The sequence below is a fragment of the Nocardia sp. NPDC056000 genome (genome assembly GCF_042269265.1).
In the GTDB taxonomy this organism is placed as follows: Bacteria; Actinomycetota; Actinomycetes; order Mycobacteriales; family Mycobacteriaceae; genus Nocardia.
The window spans coordinates 155204-177717 of the sequence record NZ_JBHJXS010000001.1; the positions used below are offsets into that span (position 1 = coordinate 155204).

The 22514-nt window shown below is 66.9% G+C and carries 24 protein-coding genes; 11 read left to right on the top strand and 13 right to left on the bottom strand.

The features are described 5' to 3' along the window. Positions 1–19: 19 nt before the first annotated feature. From ACFC4D_RS00790 to ACFC4D_RS00805, 4 genes are all read right to left on the bottom strand, one after another. Complete coding sequence (locus ACFC4D_RS00790) at positions 20–703, bottom strand: GTP cyclohydrolase (protein WP_376061089.1); 684 nt, start codon at positions 701–703, stop codon at positions 20–22. A 33-nt stretch (positions 704–736) separates the two neighbouring features. Further along, complete coding sequence (locus ACFC4D_RS00795; protein WP_376061090.1) at positions 737–1645, bottom strand: GTP cyclohydrolase II; 909 nt, start codon at positions 1643–1645, stop codon at positions 737–739. Positions 1646–2020: 375 nt separating this feature from the next. After that, entirely contained in the window at positions 2021–2680 is a 660-nt protein-coding gene (locus ACFC4D_RS00800; RefSeq protein WP_376061091.1) for a GTP cyclohydrolase, read from the bottom strand. 61 nt (positions 2681–2741) lie between these two features. After that, positions 2742–4292: a carbohydrate kinase family protein gene (locus ACFC4D_RS00805; protein WP_376061092.1), complete on the bottom strand. Its 1551-nt coding sequence runs from the start codon at positions 4290–4292 to the stop codon at positions 2742–2744. A 702-nt stretch (positions 4293–4994) separates the two neighbouring features. Here ACFC4D_RS00805 and ACFC4D_RS00810 point away from each other — a divergent pair. Both ACFC4D_RS00810 and ACFC4D_RS00815 read left to right on the top strand, forming a co-directional pair. After that, positions 4995–5279 carry a hypothetical protein gene (locus ACFC4D_RS00810; protein ID WP_375967344.1) on the top strand — a complete coding sequence of 95 codons (285 nt, stop codon included), beginning with the start codon at positions 4995–4997 and terminating at the stop codon, positions 5277–5279. A 93-nt stretch (positions 5280–5372) separates the two neighbouring features. Then, complete coding sequence (locus ACFC4D_RS00815) at positions 5373–5795, top strand: hypothetical protein (protein WP_364634214.1); 423 nt, start codon at positions 5373–5375, stop codon at positions 5793–5795. Positions 5796–5927: 132 nt separating this feature from the next. Here the strand turns inward: ACFC4D_RS00815 and ACFC4D_RS00820 are convergent, their stop codons facing one another. From ACFC4D_RS00820 to ACFC4D_RS00830, 3 genes are read right to left on the bottom strand one after another with little or no spacing between them, the layout of a single operon-like run. Beyond that, positions 5928–7007 carry a quinone-dependent dihydroorotate dehydrogenase gene (locus tag ACFC4D_RS00820; RefSeq protein WP_376061868.1) on the bottom strand — a complete coding sequence of 360 codons (1080 nt, stop codon included), beginning with the start codon at positions 7005–7007 and terminating at the stop codon, positions 5928–5930. Positions 7008–7024: 17 nt separating this feature from the next. Further along, positions 7025–7288, bottom strand: a complete 264-nt coding sequence (locus ACFC4D_RS00825; protein WP_364634212.1) for a DUF5703 family protein — start codon at positions 7286–7288, stop codon at positions 7025–7027. Beyond that, a complete protein-coding gene (locus ACFC4D_RS00830) occupies positions 7288–8295 on the bottom strand; it encodes a YncE family protein (RefSeq protein WP_376061093.1) in 1008 nt (335 codons plus the stop codon). The genes ACFC4D_RS00825 and ACFC4D_RS00830 overlap by 1 nt, the downstream gene beginning before the upstream one ends. Positions 8296–8543: 248 nt before the next feature. Here ACFC4D_RS00830 and ACFC4D_RS00835 point away from each other — a divergent pair, with 248 nt between their 5' ends. The 4 genes from ACFC4D_RS00835 to ACFC4D_RS00850 all read left to right on the top strand — a co-directional run bounded on the left by ACFC4D_RS00835 (position 8544) and on the right by ACFC4D_RS00850 (position 12117). After that, a complete protein-coding gene (locus ACFC4D_RS00835; protein WP_375967348.1) occupies positions 8544–8915 on the top strand; it encodes a hypothetical protein in 372 nt (123 codons plus the stop codon). Between the two features lie 129 nt (positions 8916–9044). Further along, positions 9045–9578: a hypothetical protein gene (locus ACFC4D_RS00840; RefSeq protein WP_375967349.1), complete on the top strand. Its 534-nt coding sequence runs from the start codon at positions 9045–9047 to the stop codon at positions 9576–9578. A gap of 35 nt (positions 9579–9613) precedes the next feature. Further along, entirely contained in the window at positions 9614–11734 is a 2121-nt protein-coding gene (locus ACFC4D_RS00845; protein WP_376061869.1) for an MMPL family transporter, read from the top strand. Beyond that, positions 11725–12117 (top strand): DUF2568 domain-containing protein, encoded by a 393-nt coding sequence (locus tag ACFC4D_RS00850; protein WP_376061094.1) that lies wholly within the window; start codon positions 11725–11727, stop codon positions 12115–12117. Before ACFC4D_RS00845 ends, ACFC4D_RS00850 begins: the two co-directional genes overlap by 10 nt. A 4-nt stretch (positions 12118–12121) precedes the next feature. Here ACFC4D_RS00850 and ACFC4D_RS00855 read toward each other — a convergent pair whose 3' ends face one another. The 6 genes from ACFC4D_RS00855 to ACFC4D_RS00880 form a co-directional block, all read right to left on the bottom strand. Further along, positions 12122–12634, bottom strand: a complete 513-nt coding sequence (locus tag ACFC4D_RS00855; RefSeq protein ID WP_376061095.1) for a GNAT family N-acetyltransferase — start codon at positions 12632–12634, stop codon at positions 12122–12124. A 233-nt stretch (positions 12635–12867) separates the two neighbouring features. Continuing rightward, positions 12868–13287: a hypothetical protein gene (locus ACFC4D_RS00860; RefSeq protein WP_376061096.1), complete on the bottom strand. Its 420-nt coding sequence runs from the start codon at positions 13285–13287 to the stop codon at positions 12868–12870. Positions 13288–13391: 104 nt separating this feature from the next. Beyond that, positions 13392–14246, bottom strand: a complete 855-nt coding sequence (locus tag ACFC4D_RS00865; RefSeq protein ID WP_376061097.1) for a heme ABC transporter ATP-binding protein — start codon at positions 14244–14246, stop codon at positions 13392–13394. Beyond that, the gene (locus tag ACFC4D_RS00870) at positions 14243–15328 is read right to left on the bottom strand and encodes a FecCD family ABC transporter permease (RefSeq protein WP_376061870.1); all 1086 of its coding nucleotides are present in this window, start codon (positions 15326–15328) and stop codon (positions 14243–14245) included. The genes ACFC4D_RS00865 and ACFC4D_RS00870 overlap by 4 nt, the downstream gene beginning before the upstream one ends. A gap of 125 nt (positions 15329–15453) precedes the next feature. Next, positions 15454–16497 carry a hemin ABC transporter substrate-binding protein gene (locus ACFC4D_RS00875; protein WP_376061098.1) on the bottom strand — a complete coding sequence of 348 codons (1044 nt, stop codon included), beginning with the start codon at positions 16495–16497 and terminating at the stop codon, positions 15454–15456. Between the two features lie 34 nt (positions 16498–16531). Beyond that, complete coding sequence (locus tag ACFC4D_RS00880; protein WP_376061871.1) at positions 16532–17488, bottom strand: aldo/keto reductase; 957 nt, start codon at positions 17486–17488, stop codon at positions 16532–16534. A 388-nt stretch (positions 17489–17876) separates the two neighbouring features. On the opposite strand from ACFC4D_RS00880, the gene ACFC4D_RS00885 reads away from it, so the two are divergent. From ACFC4D_RS00885 to mshC, 5 genes are all read left to right on the top strand, one after another. Further along, the gene (locus ACFC4D_RS00885; RefSeq protein WP_375967358.1) at positions 17877–18812 is read left to right on the top strand and encodes an undecaprenyl-diphosphate phosphatase; all 936 of its coding nucleotides are present in this window, start codon (positions 17877–17879) and stop codon (positions 18810–18812) included. 16 nt (positions 18813–18828) lie between these two features. Further along, entirely contained in the window at positions 18829–19563 is a 735-nt protein-coding gene (locus ACFC4D_RS00890; protein ID WP_376061099.1) for a histidine phosphatase family protein, read from the top strand. Between the two features lie 27 nt (positions 19564–19590). Then, positions 19591–20181 carry a DUF3090 domain-containing protein gene (locus ACFC4D_RS00895; RefSeq protein WP_364634192.1) on the top strand — a complete coding sequence of 197 codons (591 nt, stop codon included), beginning with the start codon at positions 19591–19593 and terminating at the stop codon, positions 20179–20181. Between the two features lies 1 nt (position 20182). After that, on the top strand, positions 20183–20962 hold the full coding sequence (locus tag ACFC4D_RS00900; protein WP_375967362.1) for an SCO1664 family protein: 780 nt from the start codon (positions 20183–20185) through the stop codon (positions 20960–20962). Positions 20963–21136: 174 nt separating this feature from the next. Further along, complete coding sequence (gene mshC, locus ACFC4D_RS00905; protein ID WP_375967364.1) at positions 21137–22375, top strand: cysteine--1-D-myo-inosityl 2-amino-2-deoxy-alpha-D-glucopyranoside ligase; 1239 nt, start codon at positions 21137–21139, stop codon at positions 22373–22375. Positions 22376–22514 lie beyond the last annotated feature (139 nt).

Consider the following 22514-nt stretch of genomic DNA (forward strand, 5'->3'; position numbering starts at 1 on the left):
GTCACCGCTGTGTCTCGCGCTACAACCCAGATCCAACAAATCGGACATTTCGGACCGCACCCCAGGCTCCCCGCACCGCCCGCGCCGGCCATCGCCGCCCACCCACCGGCGGCCGATGCCCCCGAAACCTCCGCTTGGCCTCCATATACTGGCGCGCCCGCTCACTCCGCGGCTCGGTCGACAGCGGCACCGTCACCACCGCGAACCCCGCCTCCTCCAACGCCGCCACCTTGTCCGGATTGTTCGTCATCAACCGCACCGACCGCAGCCCCAACCCCGACAACGCCTGCGCCGCATGCCCATACGACCGCGAATCGATCGGATGCCCCAGCATCCGATAACTGGTGAACGTATCCACCCCGATCTGCGGCCCGAGCCCCATTGCCTTTTCGATGAGTTCGGCCCCGCGCCCGGTCCGCTCCAGATAGACGAGCACGCCGTGTCCTTCGGCTTGAATCATGTCGATGGCCAGATCGAGCTTGGGACCGCAATCGCAGTCATCGGACCGCAGCGCATCACCGTATAGGCAGCGTGAGTGGATCCGCACCAGACACCCCGGCCCGGGATTTCCGAACACCAGTACGTGCCCGAAGATCGATCCGGGGTCGCCGCCCACGATGTCGCCACGGAGTTCCATCACCTGCACGCGTAGTTCACGACCCTTGCGTGCGAGCGAATGCGCTGTCGCCTGAAGCTCTTCCACGACCACCCCGGCTCATCTGCGGACCTTCGGCCATTATCGCCGAAGCATGCCCAGGCGCCGCAGCATCGCGCGAACCCGAAATCGGGCGTTGGCATTGGCGGGATGATTCAGTATGAATGTGGCAATCATGAGTAGGTGACTGGTGATCACCAGTTCACGGATATCCAGAGCCCAGGCGCCGACGACACTGAGGGTTGTGACAGCCACACCCACGCGTTTCGCCCAAATGCCGCAGACCCACGCCCAACGCGGTGGAAGCGCATGGCCACGATGAACGCGCTTCTCCTCCAGATACTTTCGTGACCTGACACTGCGTGGGACGGTGCGCAGCGGCACCCTGTCGACCTCGATTCGATGTTCCGCCAAGGCCGACTGTTTGTCCGGGTTATTGGTCAGCAGGCGTATCGACCTCAATTCGAGGTCGTCGAGCAAGGATTGCGCGACATGGTCGAATCGCCGCAGATCGTCCGGATACCCGAGCTCGTGGTAGGCGTCGAAGGTGGTTATTCCCAGCGACTGGGTCAATCGCAGACCCATTGCCTTGACCTCGAGTCCGGCTCCGCGACCCTCCTGTTCGAGATAGAAGAGCACACCAGCGCCTTCCCGCTGGATGGCGTCCATCGACTTGCTCAGTTCCGGACCGCAGTCGCAGTCATCCGATTGCAGCGCATCGCCGTACAGGCAGCGCGAATGGATCCGTACCAGTGGGTTGCTGCTGCGTTCGGCATCACCGACGATGATGGCTTTGCCGCCGCCGTCACCGGGAACATCCAGCACTCGCACCGTCATCTCCGCACCCTTGCGCGTCATCCGATGCCGGGTTCGCTCGACCTGTTCCCAATCGACCGTCATCGCGGGTAGCGCCACGTGTCCGGCGAGGGTGGCCCCACACGGGATGGCGACATCGATCCGACCCGACAAATCGCCCACATCAACGCTCACATGACCGCCTCGTCTGCATCCAGGAGCGGAAAGTCCGCCACACCGACCGTCTTTCGCCCAGTCGTAGTCGGCTGGGCCCGGAGTCCGTGGACACGACGATGCCTCCCGCCATCGTGATGCGGGAGGCACAGGAGCGGTCCATGCACCGGCGCTGCAGGCGCCGATCACGGCTCGGACGACACGGTACAGGCAGGCAACACCACTCGCATCCGAATGGCAATCAATCCGCCGGCACGTGTCGCCGCACAGCCCGGTCGCGCACGAAACCGTTACCGCACAGCCCGGGTGGACCCTGATGCGGCCGGCGTCATCAACGACGGAAAGCGCTACCCAGCGATTGCCGAGGAGAATTTCGCTGCAACAGCTATTGATTGGCTACCAGAAGTCCCGTGACCCACGCAACCGCAACCTCCAGCGGCGATAGGTCGGAAGGTGGTGGCCGTACTGTCTTTTCGCTTCGAGATAGCGGCGGGCGCGTTCACTGCGTGGCGGAGTGTGTAAGGGCACCTGCGTTACGACCAGCCCCGCCGCCCGTGCCGCAGCGGTCTTCTCAGGATTGTTGGTGAGCAGTCGCAACGAACGGAGGCCGAACTCGAGCAGCGCCGCTACCGCATGCTCATAGGTGCGCGAATCGGGCGGTAATCCGAGCGCACGATAGCTGGCATAGGTGTTGTCCCCGGTCCGTTCACCGTGCTGGTAGGCCCGCGCCTTCGCGATCAAGCCGGCCCCCCGGCCCTCCTGCTCCAGATAGATCAGCACACCGGCGTTCGCATCCTGGATCAAGTCCAGAGCCATATCCAGTTCGCTGCCGCAATCGCAATCGTCCGACTGGAGGACTTCCCCGTGCAGGCATCGCGAATGAATGCGAACCAGGCAGTTCTCCAGCAGATCGGGACCGATCACGGACGCCAGCCCGAACCTGCCATGCGGCCCTATCTCCCAGTCCCGCACCAACATTCGGTGCCCCTTGCGGATTACATAGCGCTGGTCGCCCACCGGGGTCAGCATCACCGGGCCGATATCTTCTGGCGGCATCGATTGCTCCCAACACCGGCGCGACCCGGTCGAGTAGCGAGCAGCCCGTCGAATGCCCCGCCTACCAGTTGCGGTTGGACCGACCCGGTTCCTCACCAATCACATTGAGTCCATTCAGGTTACCGCCGTCGAAGTATGAGTCGATTTCCGAGACCGACGGCATGGATTCCGGAATATCGAGCGCTTGAACGCGCGCGGAGATCGCCGCGGTGGCCCACTGAAAGTCGGCCTCGCGAGCGGCGCGCCGCATCGTGGTGAGCCGGTAGACCAAGGCAGCGGAGAATGCCGATGTCGACCCGGCCGAGCTGTCACGAATGCGGCGATGGGGGACATGGAGCTCACTGTCCGAAGTTCGAATCGTGCATCCCAGGCCGTCCACAACGCAAACGGTCCCGACGCCGTACCGGAGCAATCGCTCGGTGGAGGCCTCGCACGAACTCGCGGGCCAGGCCGCCGCCACCTCTTTCGCATTACCGATCAGGTAGTCGACCGCGCCCAGATGCCGATGCAGGTGCCCGGGAAGGACGGTAGGCGGGGAGGCATTGACGATCAGCCACGGACGCGGCACCGCACGATCCACAATCGCAAGCACCTCAGCCACAACATCGATCGGCTGCTCGAACGTGACCATCATGGCGTCGGAACTCGTCAGGGCCTGGTGAATCGCGGCACTGCCCAAATCGGCCGAGGTCATCGCGAGCCGGTCCTGTTTGAACGCTATGGAGGTGGACTCGCCTGTCAGCAGCGCGATCACCGTCGCCACGGGCGTATGCGGTCCGTCCATTACCTTGAGCAGACTCGTGTCGACCTTCTGTTCCTTCAGATAGTCCTCGATCCTCTTGCCGTCCTCATCGGCACCGATGGCCGCGATCAATCGGGCATCCATGCCGAGACGAGCCAGGGCGACGGCCCGGTTGAGACCCTTACCGCCGGGATGACGGCGGAAGTCCCCCCACGCGGAGGCGCCGAATTCGGGTATCGCCTCGACCACACTGACATGGTCGATGGCCGCATCGCCGAGCACGGTCACCGTCACGCGAACATGAGCCGGCTCATCGTGCCCGCTGTCGGCCTTGACCATGAGGCCGACGTCGAGGTCGGAACCCATGGTCAACAACTCGGCCAGTGCGGTGAAGGCCAGTTCTTCCGGCGCATCCCGCAACGTCCTGGCGCTGGGAGCGGCAGGCGGTTCGGTGATGCGCAGGATTCGATGCAGCGCCGCCCAATGCCGTGTCAGATAGATACGCCGCCCGCCGAGCTCCGCCCCGTACAGCTGATCGAGATCCACTCCCTCGGAGCAGCTTTCGCGAAGCAGGCCCAACCCCAGCTCCGCGTCGACGATCAACCGCTGCGTGGGTGGAAGCCGTCGAGCCACATGGCCGACGACGTTCGGCAAAACCTCGACAGCCGACTTCCCGCTCAAGTACGCATACCGCCGAACCACGCTCAGCTGCAGGAGCGGATCGATGTCGATTTCGGTGCTGGCCAGCCGTTCTCTGTTCAGACCGGATCGTTTGCGCAGGCGCAGGAGAAGTTCGCGGACCGCGACCACGCCCGGATCCTGTGGTGCCGACTCCCGGTCGGTGCGGCGGTGCGGGTTGTTCCTGGTCATTCTTCCTCCACGTACCGGAGGTCAGGTTTATTGAACAGAAGAACCGTCAATTCCCTTGGTGCATCGGCAATTGCCGGGATCGGTCGGCAAATGCCATTCTCAGTCTAGGCGAAAGAAAGCCTGCACCAGACGGTTTGGGAGGTCTCGGTGTTGGGAGTGATTCCACTGATTTGGCGGTTTCGGCGGGGGACGCGGGCGGCGGCCGGCGAGCCCGAGACGGAGCAGGACGGTGAAGTCGCTGTGCGGTAGGCGGATTCGCCGATTCAGCACAGACCACACCCTGTTCCGCCGTCGCCCGCTCGATCCGTGTACACAAAATTCGTTGGCAGCGACAGCACCGGCTGATCATCGCGATGCGATCGGCCGGTCTCGGGCATTCCGGAAAACGGATCCCGCGGCGGCGGCGCTTCACCTTTGGAGAACCGTCTTGATGTACGAGAGCAGTCGATCGATCACCAGTAGCGCGTGCCCCGAGTGGGCGCGGCGGCGCAATGATCGGGCCGAGCCCGCGTGGGAACTGAGTTGGTGGCCCGAGCGGTTGTTCATGCTCGAGCAGGCGCGGGCCGGGATGGAGCTTGCGGAATTGTGTAGTTCGCCCGAAGAGCCGGGGGCTCGGGCGGAGGTTCTTGCGAGGGAACTGGGAACCAGCGTGAAACACGTCATGGCGGTGCTGCATCAGCGGATGATGGAGCGGGGGAGACCGTGACGATCTACTACTCCGACTGGCAGATGACCAGTGACCTCACCGGCGAGGCAGCGCATCGGGTGGCCGATGGCTGGGAGTTGGACTGGCGGTTGACTTGGTTGCCGCATCGATTGGTGTCGCGCGGGCAGGCGTTGGCCGGGATGGAGTTGGCGGAGATCTTTTCCGGGCAGCACTATCGCCGCGATGTGATTCTGGCGGCGCGGGCGATCGTCAACGCGGACGAATTGGGCATGCCGGTGGAAGAGGTGCAGCAGGTATTGCAGGGGAGGAGAGAACACTGAATTTCCCGACAAAACGGGCGGCGTTGGGAAATGGTGAAATACCGACCGCCCGGTGTTCGATGAGGATGCAAACAGCTCAGGGAGGACCCAGCAGTGACAATCGATATCAGCCATCGGGAGATGACGAGCGACATCACCCCCGAATTCGCACGACGCGCCCGCGATGAGGACGCGTGGTCGCTGAGCTGGCTACCGGAACAGCGATTGACCCGCGCACAAGCGCACGCGGGAATGGAATTGGACGAAATCCTGTCCGATCCGGAGATCGTTTTCGATGACGCCGCCCATTCCGAGGCCGCCGAGCGCGCGTCCCGGCTCGGCATTCTGGTCGAGCACGCGGTGGTCATGCTCGCCCAGCGCATGGCCGAACGCATGCATCACGACACCCTGGTCCCGTACGAGACCGATGCCGCACTGCCCGAACCGTTCCTGCGCGGCTGGTATGTGGGAACACTGCCGCCGGGCACGCTGGCCCCCGCCGCCTCCGGCGCGCGCTCACAGCATCTGTGGGCCTGACGACGTACGCGCACGACGTCCCGGCGTCCTGACCCGGAGCGCGTCACCGCACCCGAAAGTCGTTGCCACCGAAGGCTGTTGCCGAAAGTCATTGCGCCGACTGCAAAGTCGCAGTCAGCGCAAGAAACCCACTCAGGCGCGAGCGGTATGCCCCGCGCCCACGGCCTGACCCAGGCTGGAGTATCCGTGCGCGCGCAGTTTGACCGCGAGCCCGCGGTGCATGCGCCGCGCCCAGAACGGCCCGCCGTAGATGAATCCGGTGTAGCCCTGCAACAGGGTGGCGCCCGCGAGAATCCGCTCCCACGCCTGTTCGGCGGTCTCGATACCGCCGACCGAGATCAGCACCAGCTGATCGCCGACCCGCGCGTACAACCGGCGCAGCACCTCGAGCGAGCGATCGGCCACCGGCGGACCGGACAGCCCGCCCGCACCCAGCGCCGCCACCGCATCGGCGGGGGTATTGAGCCCGTCGCGGCGAATCGTGGTGTTGGTGGCCACGATTCCGGCCAGCCCCAACTCCACGGCCAGATCGGCGACCGCGTCGATATCCTCATCGGACAGATCCGGCGCGATCTTGACCAGCACCGGCACCGACACCGTATCGAGCACCGCCTGCAGCAGCGGCCGCAGCGATGCCACCGCCTGCAGATCGCGCAGACCGGGCGTATTGGGCGAACTCACGTTCACCACAACGAAATCCGCGAGCGGCCCGAGCAGGCGCGCACTGCTGGCGTAATCGGCGGCGGCGTCGGCGGCCTCGACCACCTTGGTCTTGCCGATATTCGCCCCGATCGGAATCCCGCCGGCGCGTCGCCGCGACAGATGCGAAGCCGCCTGTGCCGCACCGTGATTGTTGAAACCCATCCGATTGATCAGCGCCCGGTCCGCGGGCAACCGGAACAGGCGCGGCGCGGGATTGCCCGGCTGCGCCTGTGCGGTCACGGTGCCGATCTCGGCGTAGCCGAAGCCCAGCGGCCCCCACGCGTCGGCGCCCTCGGCATCCTTGTCGAACCCTGCGGCCAGCCCGAGCGGAGCCGGGAAATCGATCCCGAACGCGCGCGTGGCCAGCACCGGATCCTCGGCGACAAGCAGTTTCGAGGTGATCCAGCGGCCCGGGGCGAACCGGGTGGCCAGTTTGATCGCACCGAATGCGAGATGATGAATACGCTCCGGGGGGAGCAGGAACATCACCTTCAACAGCAGGGCGTACAGGCGCTCAGACATGCGGGTTACATCACCGCCTCGGGTGTCGGGGATAGCAGGGAACTCTTGCGGCGGCGCAGCAGCACGCGACGGCTGCCGTCGGTGTAGGCGCGCACCCGCGACAACTCCCAGCCGCCGTATTCGGCCTGAATGGCCAGGCGCATGGAGGCGGTCACGCGATTCATTTCCGGGGGTAGTCGCAACGGCACGTATTCGTACTCGTCGCTGGTTTCCTCCCAGCCGGCCGGTAGTGCGCGCGAATTATGCGCTGATCGTGAGGCCCGAGCCATCACTGCCCTCTCTTCCGCTGGTCCGCGCTGATCCGCTGCAGACCGTCACCGGTCGCGGATCCCACGAACAGGTCACCGGTGCGAGCGTCGACGGTCACCGTATTGGGCTGGCGCACCGTCGGGTAGCGCCCCACCTCTACCGGTATACCCGTCGACAGGTCGTATCCGACGACTTGGTTACTGCCTGTCAGCGTCACCCACACGGTCTCGGACCGCTGATCGTAGGCGAGTGCGTAGGGCGAAGAGCCTACCGGGAAACGCTGGCGCAGGACCAAAGGATCGGCGGTGTAGACCAGCAGTTCTGCTCCGGCGGTGTCGGTGACGATGCGGCGGCCGAAGTGATCGCCGATCAGATTCGTGGCTCCGTCACCGGAGCGCAGGGTCAATCCGAGGCGCTTATCGGGCAGGTTGAGTTCGGTCAGCGCGCTCTGGCGACGGTCCAGCACCACGATGGTGTCGGTGCTGGTGTCGATGGCATCGGCCGAGGCCAGGCCCGAAATGCTTTCCCGCACAGCGCCATCGGGGGCCAGGATGAGCACCTTGCCCTTGGCGAGCCCGGCGACCAGATCACCGTCGGCGCGCAGCGCGACCGAGCGCACGTCCCCGTCCACGGCGATCTCGGTGACCTTGGCGGTGGCGGCGTCGAGGCGAAGTACCTTGCCGGGCACCGCGATCAGGATTTCCCCGGGCTTACCGGCGGCCAGCGCGGCGGCCGGACCGGGCAGCGGCACCGCGCGGGTACCGCTCTTGTCGATGAGCGAGAGCGTCTTTCCCGCATCGGAGAGCACGGCCAGGATTCCGGTGGACGGTTCGGCCAGCAGTGCTCCGACCGCGGCGAACGGGGTCACCTCACCGGTCGGCGCGGCGGCGGCCACGGGAGCCGCGGCGGGCGTGGCGGGTTCGATGGTGGGTTTGTCCCCACCGTCGTCGCTGGAGGAACATCCGGCCAGCAGGGTCAGCACGGCCGCACCCGCGAGGGCCGACTCGATCCAGCCGCGACGGCGCATGCAGCGAACTCCTTACCTGACCGACAAAACGTATGCGTGCTCTCCAATATGACCATGTTGCCCGACCACGCCCGGTGGGCGGGGTCTTGGTTCACGGCGCGCCGTCATGCGCTACATGACGGGGCACACATTTCGCGGGCGTGCCGCATACGCGCCGAGTCATATGACGTGACATGGGGTTTGGGAGAGCGTGTCGGGGGCAACGGTTACCGTGGAAGGTAATAGTGGGCGCTGGCAGGGGAGATTCGTTGGTAACCGACCACACCTCGGGCATACCGGAGCCCGGTTTCGCCGTCGAGGACATCACCGTGGGTCGGTACGCGCACGGGTTCGGCGTCACCGGTGACGGGCGCTCGTTCGCGTTCCGCACGGTGCGGTCCACGCTCACCCTGGAGATCTACCGCCCCGACCTCGATACCGATGTGCCCGCCGCCGAGGATGTGGTGGCCGTGGCCGTGGCCCGGGTCACCGATATCGATCTCGACGATGAGCGCAGCATCATCGCCCTGGTCCGCGATCTCATCCCCGAAGCGGTCCCGGTGCCCGCGGTGCAGCCCCTGGAAGCCAGCACGGTCCGAGCGCTCTTGGGCCGCCTCGGCGCGGTACTCGACGGAATCTGAGACCCGCGCGCCCGGACGCGGTCATGAGCTCGGACACTCGGCCGCGCACATGTGACGCGCGAGTCAGGTTCCACAGGTTCGCATGATTGACTGTGGGCAAGTAACCGCAGTTCGAGCATGAGGAAGTTGATGGCTTTTCGACGACCGGCCGCAGCAGCACTGATCATCACCGTCCTCGGTCTCACCGTCAGCGCGTGCGGCGGCTCCGATGACGAATCGTCGGTGGCGGCGGCGCGCTCCTCGGCCTATGCCGCACTGAGCTCGTCCTCCCAGGCCGCGGCCGTCTCGAGCGCGAACCGGCCGCCGCTGCCGACCGCCGCCGAACTGGACGCGCAGATCAAGGCGGCATTGGATCCGTCACTGCCCGATGCCGATCGCACCGCCCTGATCGAGGACGGTGAGGCGTTCAAGGACGCCATTCCGGATATGTACAAAGCGCTGCAGGACAATCCGCGCGCGGTGTACGGGGTCAAGGATCCGGTGTTCGACAATCACGACGGCACCCTGACCGCCACGCTGAGCCTGGACAAGGACGGCACCGGCTCCAATGTGCGCACCACCGTGGTGCATTTCGTGAACAAGGACGGGCGCTGGAAGATCTCGCGCACCGATCTGTGCGGCATTCTGCGCTCGGCCGACTATCGCACCGCGGCCTGCGGCTGATGGTCGGTAAGACCGGAGAGCGCGCACCCCGGATCATGATCGGCAAAGCACCGGTGCACTCTCCGCTCGCGCTGCGGTGGGGACGTTTCGTCCACCGGCACCGGTATCTGGTGTTCGCGGTGTTCGGGCTGATCGTGCTCGCGTCGGGGTTCTACGGCCGCGATCTGGGTGATCATCTGACCCAGGAGGGCTGGTTCGACGAATCCAGCGAATCCGTCGCCGCCTCCAAACTCGCCGATTCCACCTTCGGGCGCGATACCGACAGCGATCTGATCGTGGTCTACACCGCCCCGCCCGGGCACACCCTCGATGACGAGCCGATGCGCTCGGCGGTCACCGATGAGCTGAATCGATTGCGCGGCACGCATTCCGAGCAGATCCTCAAGATCGACTCGTATTGGGACGGCGCGCTCATGGGCCAGTTCGCGGACGCCTCGCGCACGCACGCCTTCGCCAGTATCGGATTGCGCGGGGACGGCGGCACCGACACGGTCAACAACTACATGGCCGTCAAGAACGAATTCCACGCCGGCGCACCGGGTTCGGGACCGGGCGGGACCACCGTGCAATTGGCGGGTATGCAACCGGTGGTCGAGGGCATCAACACCGGTATGCAGAACGATATCCATCGCGCGGAGCTGATCGCACTGCCGATCGTGGCGATCCTGCTGTATTTCGTCTTCGGCGGCGTGGTGGGCGCGCTGTTGCCGGTGCTCATCGGCGGCATGACGATTCTGGGCACCCAGGGCATCATGCGCATGCTCACCGATCACATCCAGGTGAACGTCTTCGCCTCGGCCGTGGTCACTCTGGTGAGTCTGGGCCTGGCGATCGACTACGGCTTGTTCGCGGTGACCCGATTCCGGGAGGAGTTGGCCGCCGGGCGCACCGTGGAGGAGGCGACCGCGCGCACCGTGGCCACCGCCGGGCGCACGGTGCTGTTCTCGGCGGCGATCATCGCGGTGAGCCTGGGCGCGCTGTTCATCTACCCGAACGGAGTGCTGCGCTCGGTGCCGCTCGGCGGTATCAGCGCCGTGCTGCTGGCGGCGGTGCTGTCGGTGACCGCGCTGCCCGCGATGTTGAGCATCGTGGGGCGGCGCATCGATCTGTGGGGCTGGCATCGCCTGGCGAGCATTCGCACCGCCGAGCAGATCGACGCCGGATTCTTCTCCCGCCTGGCCACTTTCGCGATGCGCAAACCGTGGCTGGTGATCGCGCCGATCGTGCTCATGCTGCTGGCGTTGATCCTGCCGTTCCGCAGCATCGAATTCGGCGGGCTCAGCGAACGCTATCTGGCCTCGGACAATCCGGCCCGGGTCGCGCAGCAGGACTTCGATCGCATGTTCCCGCAGTTCCGCACCGAACCGCTCAAACTCGTGGTGGTGGGCGCGAATCCGCAGCAGCTCAGCGATATTCGGTATGCGGCCAATCAGGTCAGCGCCGCGCATATGACCGGGCCGTTCGATCCGGTGGCACCGACCAAGGACGCGGTGACGGTGCTCGGCAGCGGCCTGGCCGATAAGCGGGACGCCGATACGGTGATGTCGGCATTGCGCGGGATCGAGAAGCCGCCCGGGGTGCAGGTCATGGTGGCGGGAGTGCCCGCGCTCGAACGCGACAGCATTCTCGGATTGATCAAGGGGCTGCCATTGCTGGCGGCGATTCTGATCAGCGCGGCGCTGGCGCTGATGTACGCGGCGTTCCGGTCACTGGTGCTGGCGATCAAAGCCGTGGTGATGAGCGCACTCTCGCTCGGTGCGACCCTGGGCATCCTGACCTGGATCTTCGTCGAGGGGCACGGGGCGGGGCTGTTCGATTTCACGCCCGGGCCGCTCATGTTCGCGGTGCTGGTGTTGATCGTGACGGTGCTGTTCGGGCTGTCCACCGACTATGAGGTGTTCCTGCAATCGCGCATGGCCGAAGCGCGCGCGGACGGTGCGGAACCCGCCGAGGCGATCCGGTACGGCATCGCGCACACGGGCGGCGTGATCACCTCGGCCGCGGCTATTCTCATCGTGGTGACCGGCGCCTTCGGCTTCTCCGATCTGGTGCTGATGAAGTACATCGCGTACGGCATGATCGCGGCACTGCTGTTGGACGCCACGGTGGTTCGTATGCTGCTCACCCCGGCTGTGCTGAAATTGGTGTGGCGTTGAATGTGGTCAAGGGCGCGAACCTGCTGCTGATGTTCCTGCTGGAACTGTGTGTGCTGGGTGCGGCCATCGCGTGGGGTTTCAGCCTCGATGTGCCGACGATCGTGCGCGTGGTGGCCGCGTTCGGCGCGGTCGCGGTGTTCGTGGCGGTGTGGGCGGTATTCGGTGCGGCCCATGACGCGCGGATTCCGGTGCGCGGCTGGAAGCGCGCGGTACTGGAGATCGTGTGGTTCGGCACGGCCGGTGTGCTGCTGGGCTTCGCCTGGCATCCGATCGCCGGACTGGTGCTGTTCCTGCTATGGCTGGGCAATGCCGGGCTGCGGCTGCTGTGGGGTCAGGTGTACGCGGGCGGTGCGGAAGCACCGCGACCGCCCGCGGGAGACTGATCTCCTACACGCCGAAAGGTGCCGCGTAGCGGATGATTCCGCGCGGCAGCTCCGAACCGTCCAGGCTCATGACCATCAGGGCCTCATCGGGGACCTCGACGCCCATGGCGATGCCGTACTTGGAGGCTCGGTCGAAACCGAACCTCGGGTAGTACTCGGGATGTCCGAGCACGGTGACGAATCGTTCACCGCGCGTTGCGGCTTCGCGCAATACCGCGCGAATGAGCGCGCCGCCCGCACCGCTGCGCTGATACTCGGGCAGTACGGCCATCGGTGCCAGGCATACCGCCTCGGTGTCGCCGATGTGGTTGCGGGTCAACAGGATATGCGCGATCGGGGTGTCGGTGTCGTCGGTGGCGACCAGGGACAGTCCGTCGATCCAGGCGGAGTCGGTGCGCAGTTGGTCGACCAGTTCGGCCTCGGCGGGGGTGTCGAAGGCCGCGGCGTTGATGGCGTGCACGCGGGCGATGTCCGCGCTGTTTTCGGTACGGATGGTCCAGGACCGGTGTGTGCTCATGGGGCACAGACCCTTTCGTGTACGAGGAACCGCCGCGCGTCAGGCGCGAGCGGGAGGGCGGGAACGGGTCAGGCCGTCGCCGCGGGGGATGCGGTGATCCGGCTGGCGGCAACGGCCATGCGCGCGGTCATCAACATCACTCCCTGGTTCTCGTGGCACACGAAGGTGCGGAATTCGGACGCCGATCAGCCTAGCAGAAGCTGGGCGATCGTCCAGCTAATTCGAGGCGAGTGTCACCACAGGCGGCGCGCCCGCAGGCCCGCGATACCGATCGCCAGATCGGCGGCGATCTCGAAGAGGGCGGCGAACCAGGAGAACCCGTTCACCTTGGCGCTGGCGGGTGGGTTGATGAAGCTGTCGCTGAACGGGCCGAACCAGTCCGGGAACACATGCACCAGGGTGAAGCCGATGGCGCTGGCGAAGCCGATACCGATCGCGAAGAGCGGGGCCCAGCGGTGGCCGGTGAAGACCAGGGCGATGGTGATCAGCGCGATCGCCGATTGCGTGAAGCCCAGGACCATGACGGTCATGGAGACGGTGTTCATGCCGCGGCGCAGGTGGTCCGCGCCGTGGGTCGCCAGTGCCACCGCGAATATGACGGTGGCCCAGCGCAATTGGAGGGAGGTGGCGGCGGGGGCAGATGTTTCGAGCATGGCGACATCCAGGGGTGCGATGGTGCGCGGCCGAGTAGTACTACTTATCGTAGTATTTCCGGCGGTGCTGTCGCCGGTTTCGGGTAAGTCGCGTTGATCCGTGGTCAGGGCCGCCCGCGCACCGGGAGCACCAGTTGTGCGCCGGTGGCGGGATGGTCGAATACGTCGACCGGGTGCTTGTAGACGCGGGTGAGCAGTTCGGTGGTCAGCACCTCGCGGGGCGGGCCGTCGGCGGCGATGCGACCGGAGTCCAGGACCGCGACCCGGTCGGCGTAGGCGGCGGCGACACCGAGATCGTGCAGCACGACCACGACGGCCGCTCCGGCGGTGGCGCGCTCGCGCGCCAGGTGCAGGACCTGTTCCTGATGACCCAGATCCAGCGCGGCCGTGGGCTCGTCCAGCAGCAGGGTCGCGGTGTCCTGGGCCAGCACGCGGGCCAGGGCGACGCGGGCGCGTTCACCGCCGGACAGGGCCGGGAAGGGCCGTCCGGCAAGGTGTTTCACGTCGGTGGCGGTCAGGGCGTCGGCGATGTACCGCTCATCGGCGTCCTGACGGTCGGTGCGCGCCCAGGGTGCGCGGCCCATGGCGACGACTTCGCGTGCGGTGAACGGGAATCCGACGGTGTGGTCCTGCGGGAGTACCGCGCGGCGGCGGGCCATATCCAGGTGCGCCCAGTCGCCCAGGGGTTTGCCGTCGAGTTCGACGGTGCCCTCGGTCGGGTCGAGTTCACCCGCGAGTGCGGCCAGCAGGGTGGATTTGCCCGCGCCGTTGGGGCCGACCAGGGCCACGATCTGCCCGGCGATGACCTCGAAATCGACACCGTCGAGAACGCGGTTGCCGCCGTTGCGGATCAGTCCGACCCCGCGTGCGCGCAGGGTGACCTCGCCGATTTTCGGGGTCTCGGGCAGCTCGTGGGTGCGCGCGAAAACCCCGGTGATGCTTCGCAATACGGTGCTCACGCCCAGCCTCCCGAACGGGCGCGGGTGCGCCGCAGCAGCCAGAAGAAGAACGGCCCGCCCACGAGCGAGGTGAGCATGCCCAGCGGCAGGTCCGCGTTGTGCACCAGGGCGCGCGAACCGATATCGGCCGCCACCAGCACCACCGCGCCCACGATCGCCGAGAGCGGGATGAGCACGCGATGGCCGGGACCGACGAGCATGCGCACCAGATGCGGCACGATCAATCCGACGAACAGGATGATGCCGGTGAACGCCACACCCGCGGTCGCCAGCACCGCGACCACCACGATCACATTGCGGCGCAGGCGTTCCACGTCCACGCCCAGATGCCGGGCGGCGGATTCACCCAGGGCGAGCAGGTCCAGGCGCGGGGCCATCAGGATCGCGGCGGCCACGCCGAGCGCGGTCAGCGGCGCTACCACGTACACCGATTCCCAGGTGGCCCCGTTGAGACTGCCCATCTGCCAGAACACGATCTGATCGCGTGCCGCCGGTGAGGCGCTGAACAGCAGGAACGAGATCAGGCCGCCCGCGAAGGCGTTGATGGCCACACCGGTCAGCACCAGCGTCACCACTTCGGTGCGCCCGTTCGACCGCGAGAGCACATACACCAGCAGCGTGGTGAGCAGTCCGGCCACGAACGCGCCCGCCGCCACCGACCAAGACGCCACGAACGCCCCGCCGACCACGATGACCGTGCCCGCACCGACCGCCGCACCCGCCGAGACACCGATGACGCCCGGTTCGGCCAGCGGATTGGCGAACACGCCCTGTAGCAGCGCACCGGCGGTGGCCAGTGCCGCGCCGACGAGCATGGCCATCACCACGCGCGGGAATCGCACTTCCCACAACGTGACATCCCCGGCGGGGTGCTTGGGCATCGGACCCCAGTCCAGCCCGATGCGATGCAGGAAGCTGCCCGCGACTTCCAGGGGTGTCGTGGGCACCTGTCCCACGGCCGCGGAGATCAACGCCAGCAGCACCAGCGCGATCAGCGATCCGGCGAAGATGAGCGTGGTGCGCGAGGTCGAACTCCGCCGCGACTTGCCATGTCCGCCTATCGAATCCACCTCGGCATTCAAATCCGGCACCGACTGCACATCGGCATCGTTCGCGGAATCCGATGCTGCGACATCCTCATTCGAGGGGTCGGGGGAGTGCGCCGGGGGCACGGTTCTGTCCTGTGCGTCGGGGTGAGCGGGGTTGGTCATGCCGTCTTTTCGCCGTAGACGGCCTTGACCAGGGCGGCGACGACGCGGCCGGTGTTCGGGCCGAAGCTCAGGACGACCGCGTCGGACATGTCGACCACACGCTTGTTCTTTCCGGCGGGGGTTTGGGCGATGCCGGGGACCTTGGCCAGGCCGTCGACGCCGCCGACCGAGGCCAGCCCGTCGGTCATGACGATGAGCACGTCGGGGGCGGCGGCGATGAGGGCTTCACTGGTGATCGGGATGAAGGGTTCCTTGATGCCCGAGGCGGTGCCCGCGTCGGTCGCGCCCAGGGATGCGATGAGCGAGTCCGCGCCCGATCCGGGTCCGGCGATCATGGTGATGGCGGTGCTGCGCAGATACAGGAACGCGATGCGCAGTTTCGGATCCTGCGCGGGGACCGTCGCGGTGGCCGCGGCGATCTCGTCCTTGGTGCGCTGGGCGAGTTTGCGCCCGGCCTCGGGGACGCCGAGCGCGTCGGCCACGGCCTGGATCTGCGGGCCGACGCCGTCGATGGTGCGCTGCGGATCCAGGTACACCGTGGTGATGCCCAGCGCCTTGAGCTGATCGCGCATGACCGGGGTGGCGCTGGTGCTGTCGGTGAGCAGCACCGAAGGCCGCAGTGCGGCAATGGCTTCCACGTTCATCGAGCCCGAACCGCCCGCGACGTTGGCGACGTCCTTGACCGCGGGGAAGTCCGCGGAGGTGGAGCGGCCCACCAGTTTCGAGCCCATGCCGAGCGCGTACACGGTCTGCGCGAACGTGCCCGACCGGTCGACCGCGATGATGCGGCTGGAGTCGGTGACGGTCACCTCACCGCCGTCGTAGCTGTGGACGGTGACCGGCAGGGTCGGGGTGGGTTCGGGGCCAATCGGCACCGGGTTGGCGTCACCGACGGTCGCGGTGGCCGGTCCCTGTTGACCGGCCGCCGGTGTGTTCGATGTGCTGGTGCAGGCGGTGGCGCCGATGAGCAGACCGGCACCGAGCACGGCGGCGACGGTGCGCATCAGGACCGCTGATCGGGCATTCGCGAGACACCTCATGCAGGTAAGGCTAGCCATCGCTCATTTCCAGCGCTCATTCGGTGCGCGCACTGACGTCGCCGAGTGCGGCGGTGATGGCGCGCGGCAGCTCCAGGGTCTCGGCGGCGAGCACGCCGGTGAGCTGGCCGATATCGCGGGCGCCCACGACCATGCTCGCCACACCGGGCTGATCGCGAATCCACGCCAGCGCCACCGCCAATGGCGAGGTGCCCAGCCCGTCCGCGGCGGTCACCACCGCATCGACCACGCGCACCGCGCGGTCGTCGAGGCTGGCGTTGATCTCCGCGGCGGTGGCCTCGTCCGCGCCGCGCGAATCCGCGGGCACGCCGTCGCGGTATTTGCCGGTCAGGATGCCTCCGGCCAGTGGCGCGGTGGCGATGATGCCGAGGCCGTGATGCTGTGCGGCGGGGACGAATTCGTGTTCCACACCGCGCGCGAGCAGCGAGTACGGGGTTTGCGCGGCGGTCAGCGGGGCGGCCGCGGCCAGGGTGGCCAGCTGCCAGCCGTCATAGCCGCGCACACCGGCGTAGCGCACGCGTCCGGTGCGGACGGCGTATTCGAGGGTGCCCGCGACCTCTTCCAGGGGTGTGTGCGGATCCCAGGCGGCCACGGTCCACAGGTCCAGGTGATCGGTGCCCAGCACGTGCAGGGTTTGATCGAGCTGGCGCATCATGGTGCGGCGCGAGGCGTCCACGCTCCAGCGGATGGTGGCGGGTCCGGCGGCCGGATCGGTATGCACCGCACGCTGTCCCGAGCACACGCTCAACACCAGATCCTCGCGCCCGATCTCGGCGATCAGGGGTCCCAGGATGCGTTGCGCGGCACCGTCGCAGTACGCGGGGGAGGTGTCCACCAGGGTGCCGCCCGCTTCGGCGAAGGCGGCCAATTGCGCTGCCGCGTCCTCGGCGTCGGTCTCCCGGCCCCAGGTGTGGGTGGCCAGTCCGAGCCGGGAAACTCGGAGCCCGCTGCGCCCCACCGTCCGCTGTTCCATCACCGCGCATGCACTTTCGTCACACGCGTCAGCCTAAGCGCACATGTCCCGTCCGCCCCGCTATGCCTCGCCGGGCCGTGCGCGTATCGATTCGGCCGCGATGTCGCGCGGCCACCGCGTCCGATCGCGCAATCCCCCTCTGGACCACCATGTTTGCGTGTTCGCGGAGTGCCGGTGCGCACGGTGAGCACCGCGGTTCCGGCGCACGCGCGGTGACGGTGCGGACCCCGTGCGGTGGTTCCGCGCCCGGTTGGGTGCTTCCGCTGACAGGTGTTGTCCCGCGCCCTGTAGGGTCACCGGCGGTATTCGCGGCGAATCCGTCGCGCGTGGGCGAATTGTCCACCGGCAGCCGACGATTCGGGACTGGAGGATGTGCGTGGGCGAGTCGATGACGTGGGTGCAGGCCCTGATATTGGGTCTGGTGCAGGGCTTGACGGAGTTTCTGCCGATTTCGTCCTCGGCGCACATGCGCATCGTGTCGGCGGTCTTCTTCGGCGATGACGCGGGCGCCTCCTTCACCGCGGTCACCCAGTTGGGCACCGAGGCCGCGGTGCTGGTGTATTTCGCCAAGGACATCTGGCGAATCCTGGTGGCCTGGTTCACCACCATCTCGTGGAAGATCACCGGACGCGAGCCCGCGCGGGTGCCGCTGCACGATCAGCCCACCACCGTGCTGCCGGTCTATCGCGACGATGTGCCCGGCGGGTATGTGCTGGATCCGGATTCGCAGCGCGATCTGGACTACCGCATCGGCTGGTATGTGATCATCGCCACCATCCCGATCGGTGTGATCGGATTCCTGCTCAAGGACCAAATCCGTACCGGCGCAAGGAATCTGTGGCTGGTCTCGACCATGCTCATCCTGTTCGCACTGGTGATCGCGGCCGCGGAGTACTACGGCGAGAAGCGCCGCCCGATCGAACAGCTCACCACCCGCGACGGCCTGATCATGGGCTTCGCGCAATGCCTGGCGCTCATTCCGGGCGTGTCGCGCTCGGGTGCGACGTCCTCGGCGGGTCTGTTCATCGGCCTGACTCGTGAAGCCGCCGTGCGCTTCTCATTCCTGCTCGCGATTCCCGCGGTGCTGGCCTCGGGCCTGTTCTCGCTGCCGGACGCCTTCGAACCCGCCGGTGAGGGCCTCAACGCCTCGGGCATGCAGATCCTGGTCGCCACGGTCATCTCCTTCCTGGTCGGTTACGCCTCGGTGGCGTGGCTGCTGCGGTTCGTGACCAAGCACTCGCTGGACTGGTTCGTCGGCTACCGCATCATCCTGGGCCTGACGGTGATGGCGCTGCTGGCGACCGGCGTCGTCAGCGCGACGTAGCACGTAGGCTGTCCCGGTGACGGTGATCCTGTTGCGGCACGGCGTCTCCACGTCGAACACTGCCCGCACCCTGGCCGGCCGCAGCGCCGGCGTCGATCTCACCGACCGCGGGCGCGAGCAGGCGCATACGGTCGCACAGCGGCTGGGGTCGCTGCCCATCGAGCACATCGTGACCTCACCGCTGCTGCGCTGTCAGCGCACCGTCGCCCCGCTGGCGGACAAGCTCGGGATCGAGGCCGAACCCGATGAGCGCCTGCTGGAAGTGGATTACGGCGACTGGACCGGGCGGGCGTTGAGCGAGCTGGTGAACGAGCCGCTGTGGAAGGTGGTGCAGCGGCACGCCTCGGGCGCGGTGTTCCCCTCGGGTGAGGGTTTGGCGCAGGTTCAGTTCCGCGCGGTTTCCGCTGTGCGCGAACACGACCGGATTCTGGGAGAGAAACACGGCGGCGATGTGTTGTGGGTGGCGTGCACCCATGGGGATGTGATCAAGTCGCTGCTGGCGGACGCGTTCGGAATTCACCTGGACGGTTTCCAGCGGATCGTGGTCGAACCGGCCTCGATCAGTGTGATCCGCTACAGTCCGACCGCCCCGTACGTGTGGCGGCTCAATGACACCGGCTCGGATCTGTCCGCCTTGGCGGCGATTTCGCCGCAAACCGGCGGCGAATCCAGATCGGGACCGGTGCCCGGCGGTGAAACGGGCAATACCGGTAGTACGGATAATGGGGTAGCGGAGCGCCCCGATTCTTAGTGGTGAGTGAGCTTTGGAGGAGGTGCCATGGGCCGAGCAATCCATATTTTCCGCACCCCCGATCGATTCATCGCCGGCACCGTCGGCGAGCCGGGTGACCGCGCCTTCTACCTGCAGGCCGTGCAGGAGCCGCGCGTGGTCAGCGTGCTGCTGGAGAAGCAGCAGGTGAAAGTGCTGGCCGATCGGATGGGGCTGCTACTGGACGAGGTGGCGCGCCGCTTCGGCACCCCGGTGCCCCCGCAACCGGCCGATGTGGCCGATATCGCACCGCTGGCGACCCCGATAGAAGCCGAATTCCGGGTCGGCACCATGGGTTTGGGCTGGGACGCGGACGCGAACGCGGTGGTGGTGGAGCTGTTGGCGATCACCGAGACCGAGGTCGACGAATCGGTGGTGCTCGATGACACCGAGGAAGGCCCGGACGCGGTGCGGGTATTCCTGACCCCGGTGCAGGCGCGCGAATTCGCGTTGCGCTCCACGCGGGTGATCGCGGCGGGCCGCCCGCCGTGTCCGCTGTGTCAGGAACCGTTGTCCCCGACCGGGCATATGTGTGTGCGCACCAACGGGTACAAGCGCGGCGAGATCTTCGGCGCCACCAGCGAGCCAGAAGAGGATTGACGTGTCGAACGACCCGCTGCGCACCGCCGAGCTGACGGTGATCGGGCAGGTCACCACCGCCAGCAATGTGACGCTGGTGTGCGAGGCCGAGCAGGACGAGCACCAGGTGCTGCGCGTGGTGTACAAACCGGTGCGCGGGGAACGACCGCTGTGGGACTTCCCCGACGGCACCCTGGCCCAGCGCGAGGTCGCCTCGTACGCGGTGTCGGAGGCATTGGGCTGGGGCGTGATTCCCGAAACCGTGCTGCGCGAGGGCCCGTACGGGATCGGCATGGTGCAGCGCTGGATCGATATCGTCGACGAGGGCCCGGATCTGGTGGATCTGGTGCCCGTGGGGCAGATTCCGGACGGGTTCCGGGAGGTGCTGCGGGCGCTGGATCCGTCCGGGCATCCGGTATCGCTGGTGCATGCGGCAGACCCGCGGCTACTACGCATGGCGGTGCTCGATGTGCTGATCAACAACGCCGATCGCAAGGGCGGGCACGTGCTGGCCGGGATCGATGGCCGGGTGTACGGGGTCGATCACGGCATCTGCCTCAATGCCGAACCCAAACTGCGCACGGTGCTGTGGGGCTGGGCCGGTGAGCCGATCGAGGACGAATTGCTCACCGACATCACGGTTTTGGTCAAAGCGCTGCCGGGTGAGCTGGGTGCCCGGCTCGCCGAGCTGATCACCGACACCGAAATCGAGGCCCTCGAGGCCCGCGCGCGGGAGTTGCTCGAGCATCCGGTGCTGCCGCTGCCGTCGAGCCAGCGACCCATCCCCTGGCCCGCATTCTGATCACGCCGAGTCCGTTGCAACGCGAAAAACGTTGCCTGCATCATGATTTCAACCATTGACGGGTGCGCGGGCGTAATTAAAGTGCAGGTCGAGCGGTGCATCACCGCGGGGGTGCGGGTACCGGTGAGCGGGGGCGCGCGGGTTGGACGCCCGTCACACAGTTAACCTCGATTCATGCAGTCCTGGTCCGATACCGCTGTCCCGACCGTCCCCGGATCCGGACCGGCGTTACGTTTGTTCGACACCGCCGATCGGCAGGTGCGCCCGGTCACCCCCGGCCCCACCGCCACCATGTACGTCTGCGGGATCACCCCCTATGACGCCACCCATCTCGGGCACGCCGCCACCTACCTGACCTTCGATCTGGTCAACCGGCTCTGGCGCGATGCCGGACATGAGGTGCACTACGTGCAGAACGTCACCGATGTGGATGATCCGCTGTTCGAGCGGGCCGCGCGCGACGGTATCGACTGGCGCGATCTGGGCACCCGCGAGATCAACCTGTTCCGCGAGGATATGGAAGCGCTGCGCGTGGTGCCGCCCGCGCACTACATCGGCGCGATCGAATCGGTGCAGGAGGTCGTCGAACTCGTCGACAAGCTGCTCGCGTCGGGGGCGGCGTATGTGGTCGATGACGCGCAGTATCCGGATATCTACTTCCGGCACGATGCCACCGACCAGTTCGGCTACGAGTCCGGCTATGACCGGGCCACCATGGAGAAACTGTTCGCCGAACGCGGCGGCGATCCGGATCGCCCCGGTAAGCGCGATCCCATCGACGCGCTGCTGTGGCGCGCCGAGCGCGAGGGTGAACCGTCCTGGCCCGCCCCGTTCGGCGCGGGCCGCCCGGGCTGGCATATCGAGTGTGCGGCGATCGCGCTCAATCGCATCGGCACCGAATTCGATATTCAGGGCGGCGGCAGCGATCTGATCTACCCGCATCACGAATACTCCACCGCGCACGCCGAAGCACTGGTCAAGGGTCGTCGTTTCGCCCGCCACTACGTGCACGCCGGTTTGATCGGCCTCGACGGCGAGAAGATGTCCAAATCGCGCGGCAATCTGGTGTTCGTGTCCAAGCTGCGCCGCTCGGGCACCGACCCGGCCGCGATCCGGCTGGGCTTGTTCTCCGGGCATTACCGCCAGGACCGCGAATGGTCCGATGCGGTGCTCGCCGAAGCACTCTCGCGCCTGGACCGCTGGCGCTCGGCGGTCGCGCTGGCATCCGGCCCCGATGCCGCGGACACCATCGCGCGCCTGCGCCAGCATCTCGCCGATGATCTGGACACCCCCAAAGCCCTTGCCGCGGTGGACAGCTGGGCCCAGCAGGCGCTGAACTACGGCGGTCCCGACGCGGATGCCCCCGGGGCGATCCGGGCCGCGGTGGACGCGTTGCTCGGCATCAGCCTGTAGCAGAACTATCGGCGGGGTTCGGATCGCACTGCGCGACGACGACAATCGCCGCGCATTTCGACAATCGCCCACGGCCCATGCGGCGGTGGGCGATTCTCGTTTCCCGCCCACGAGCCCCGAAGGTGCTTCCGCGCTCCCG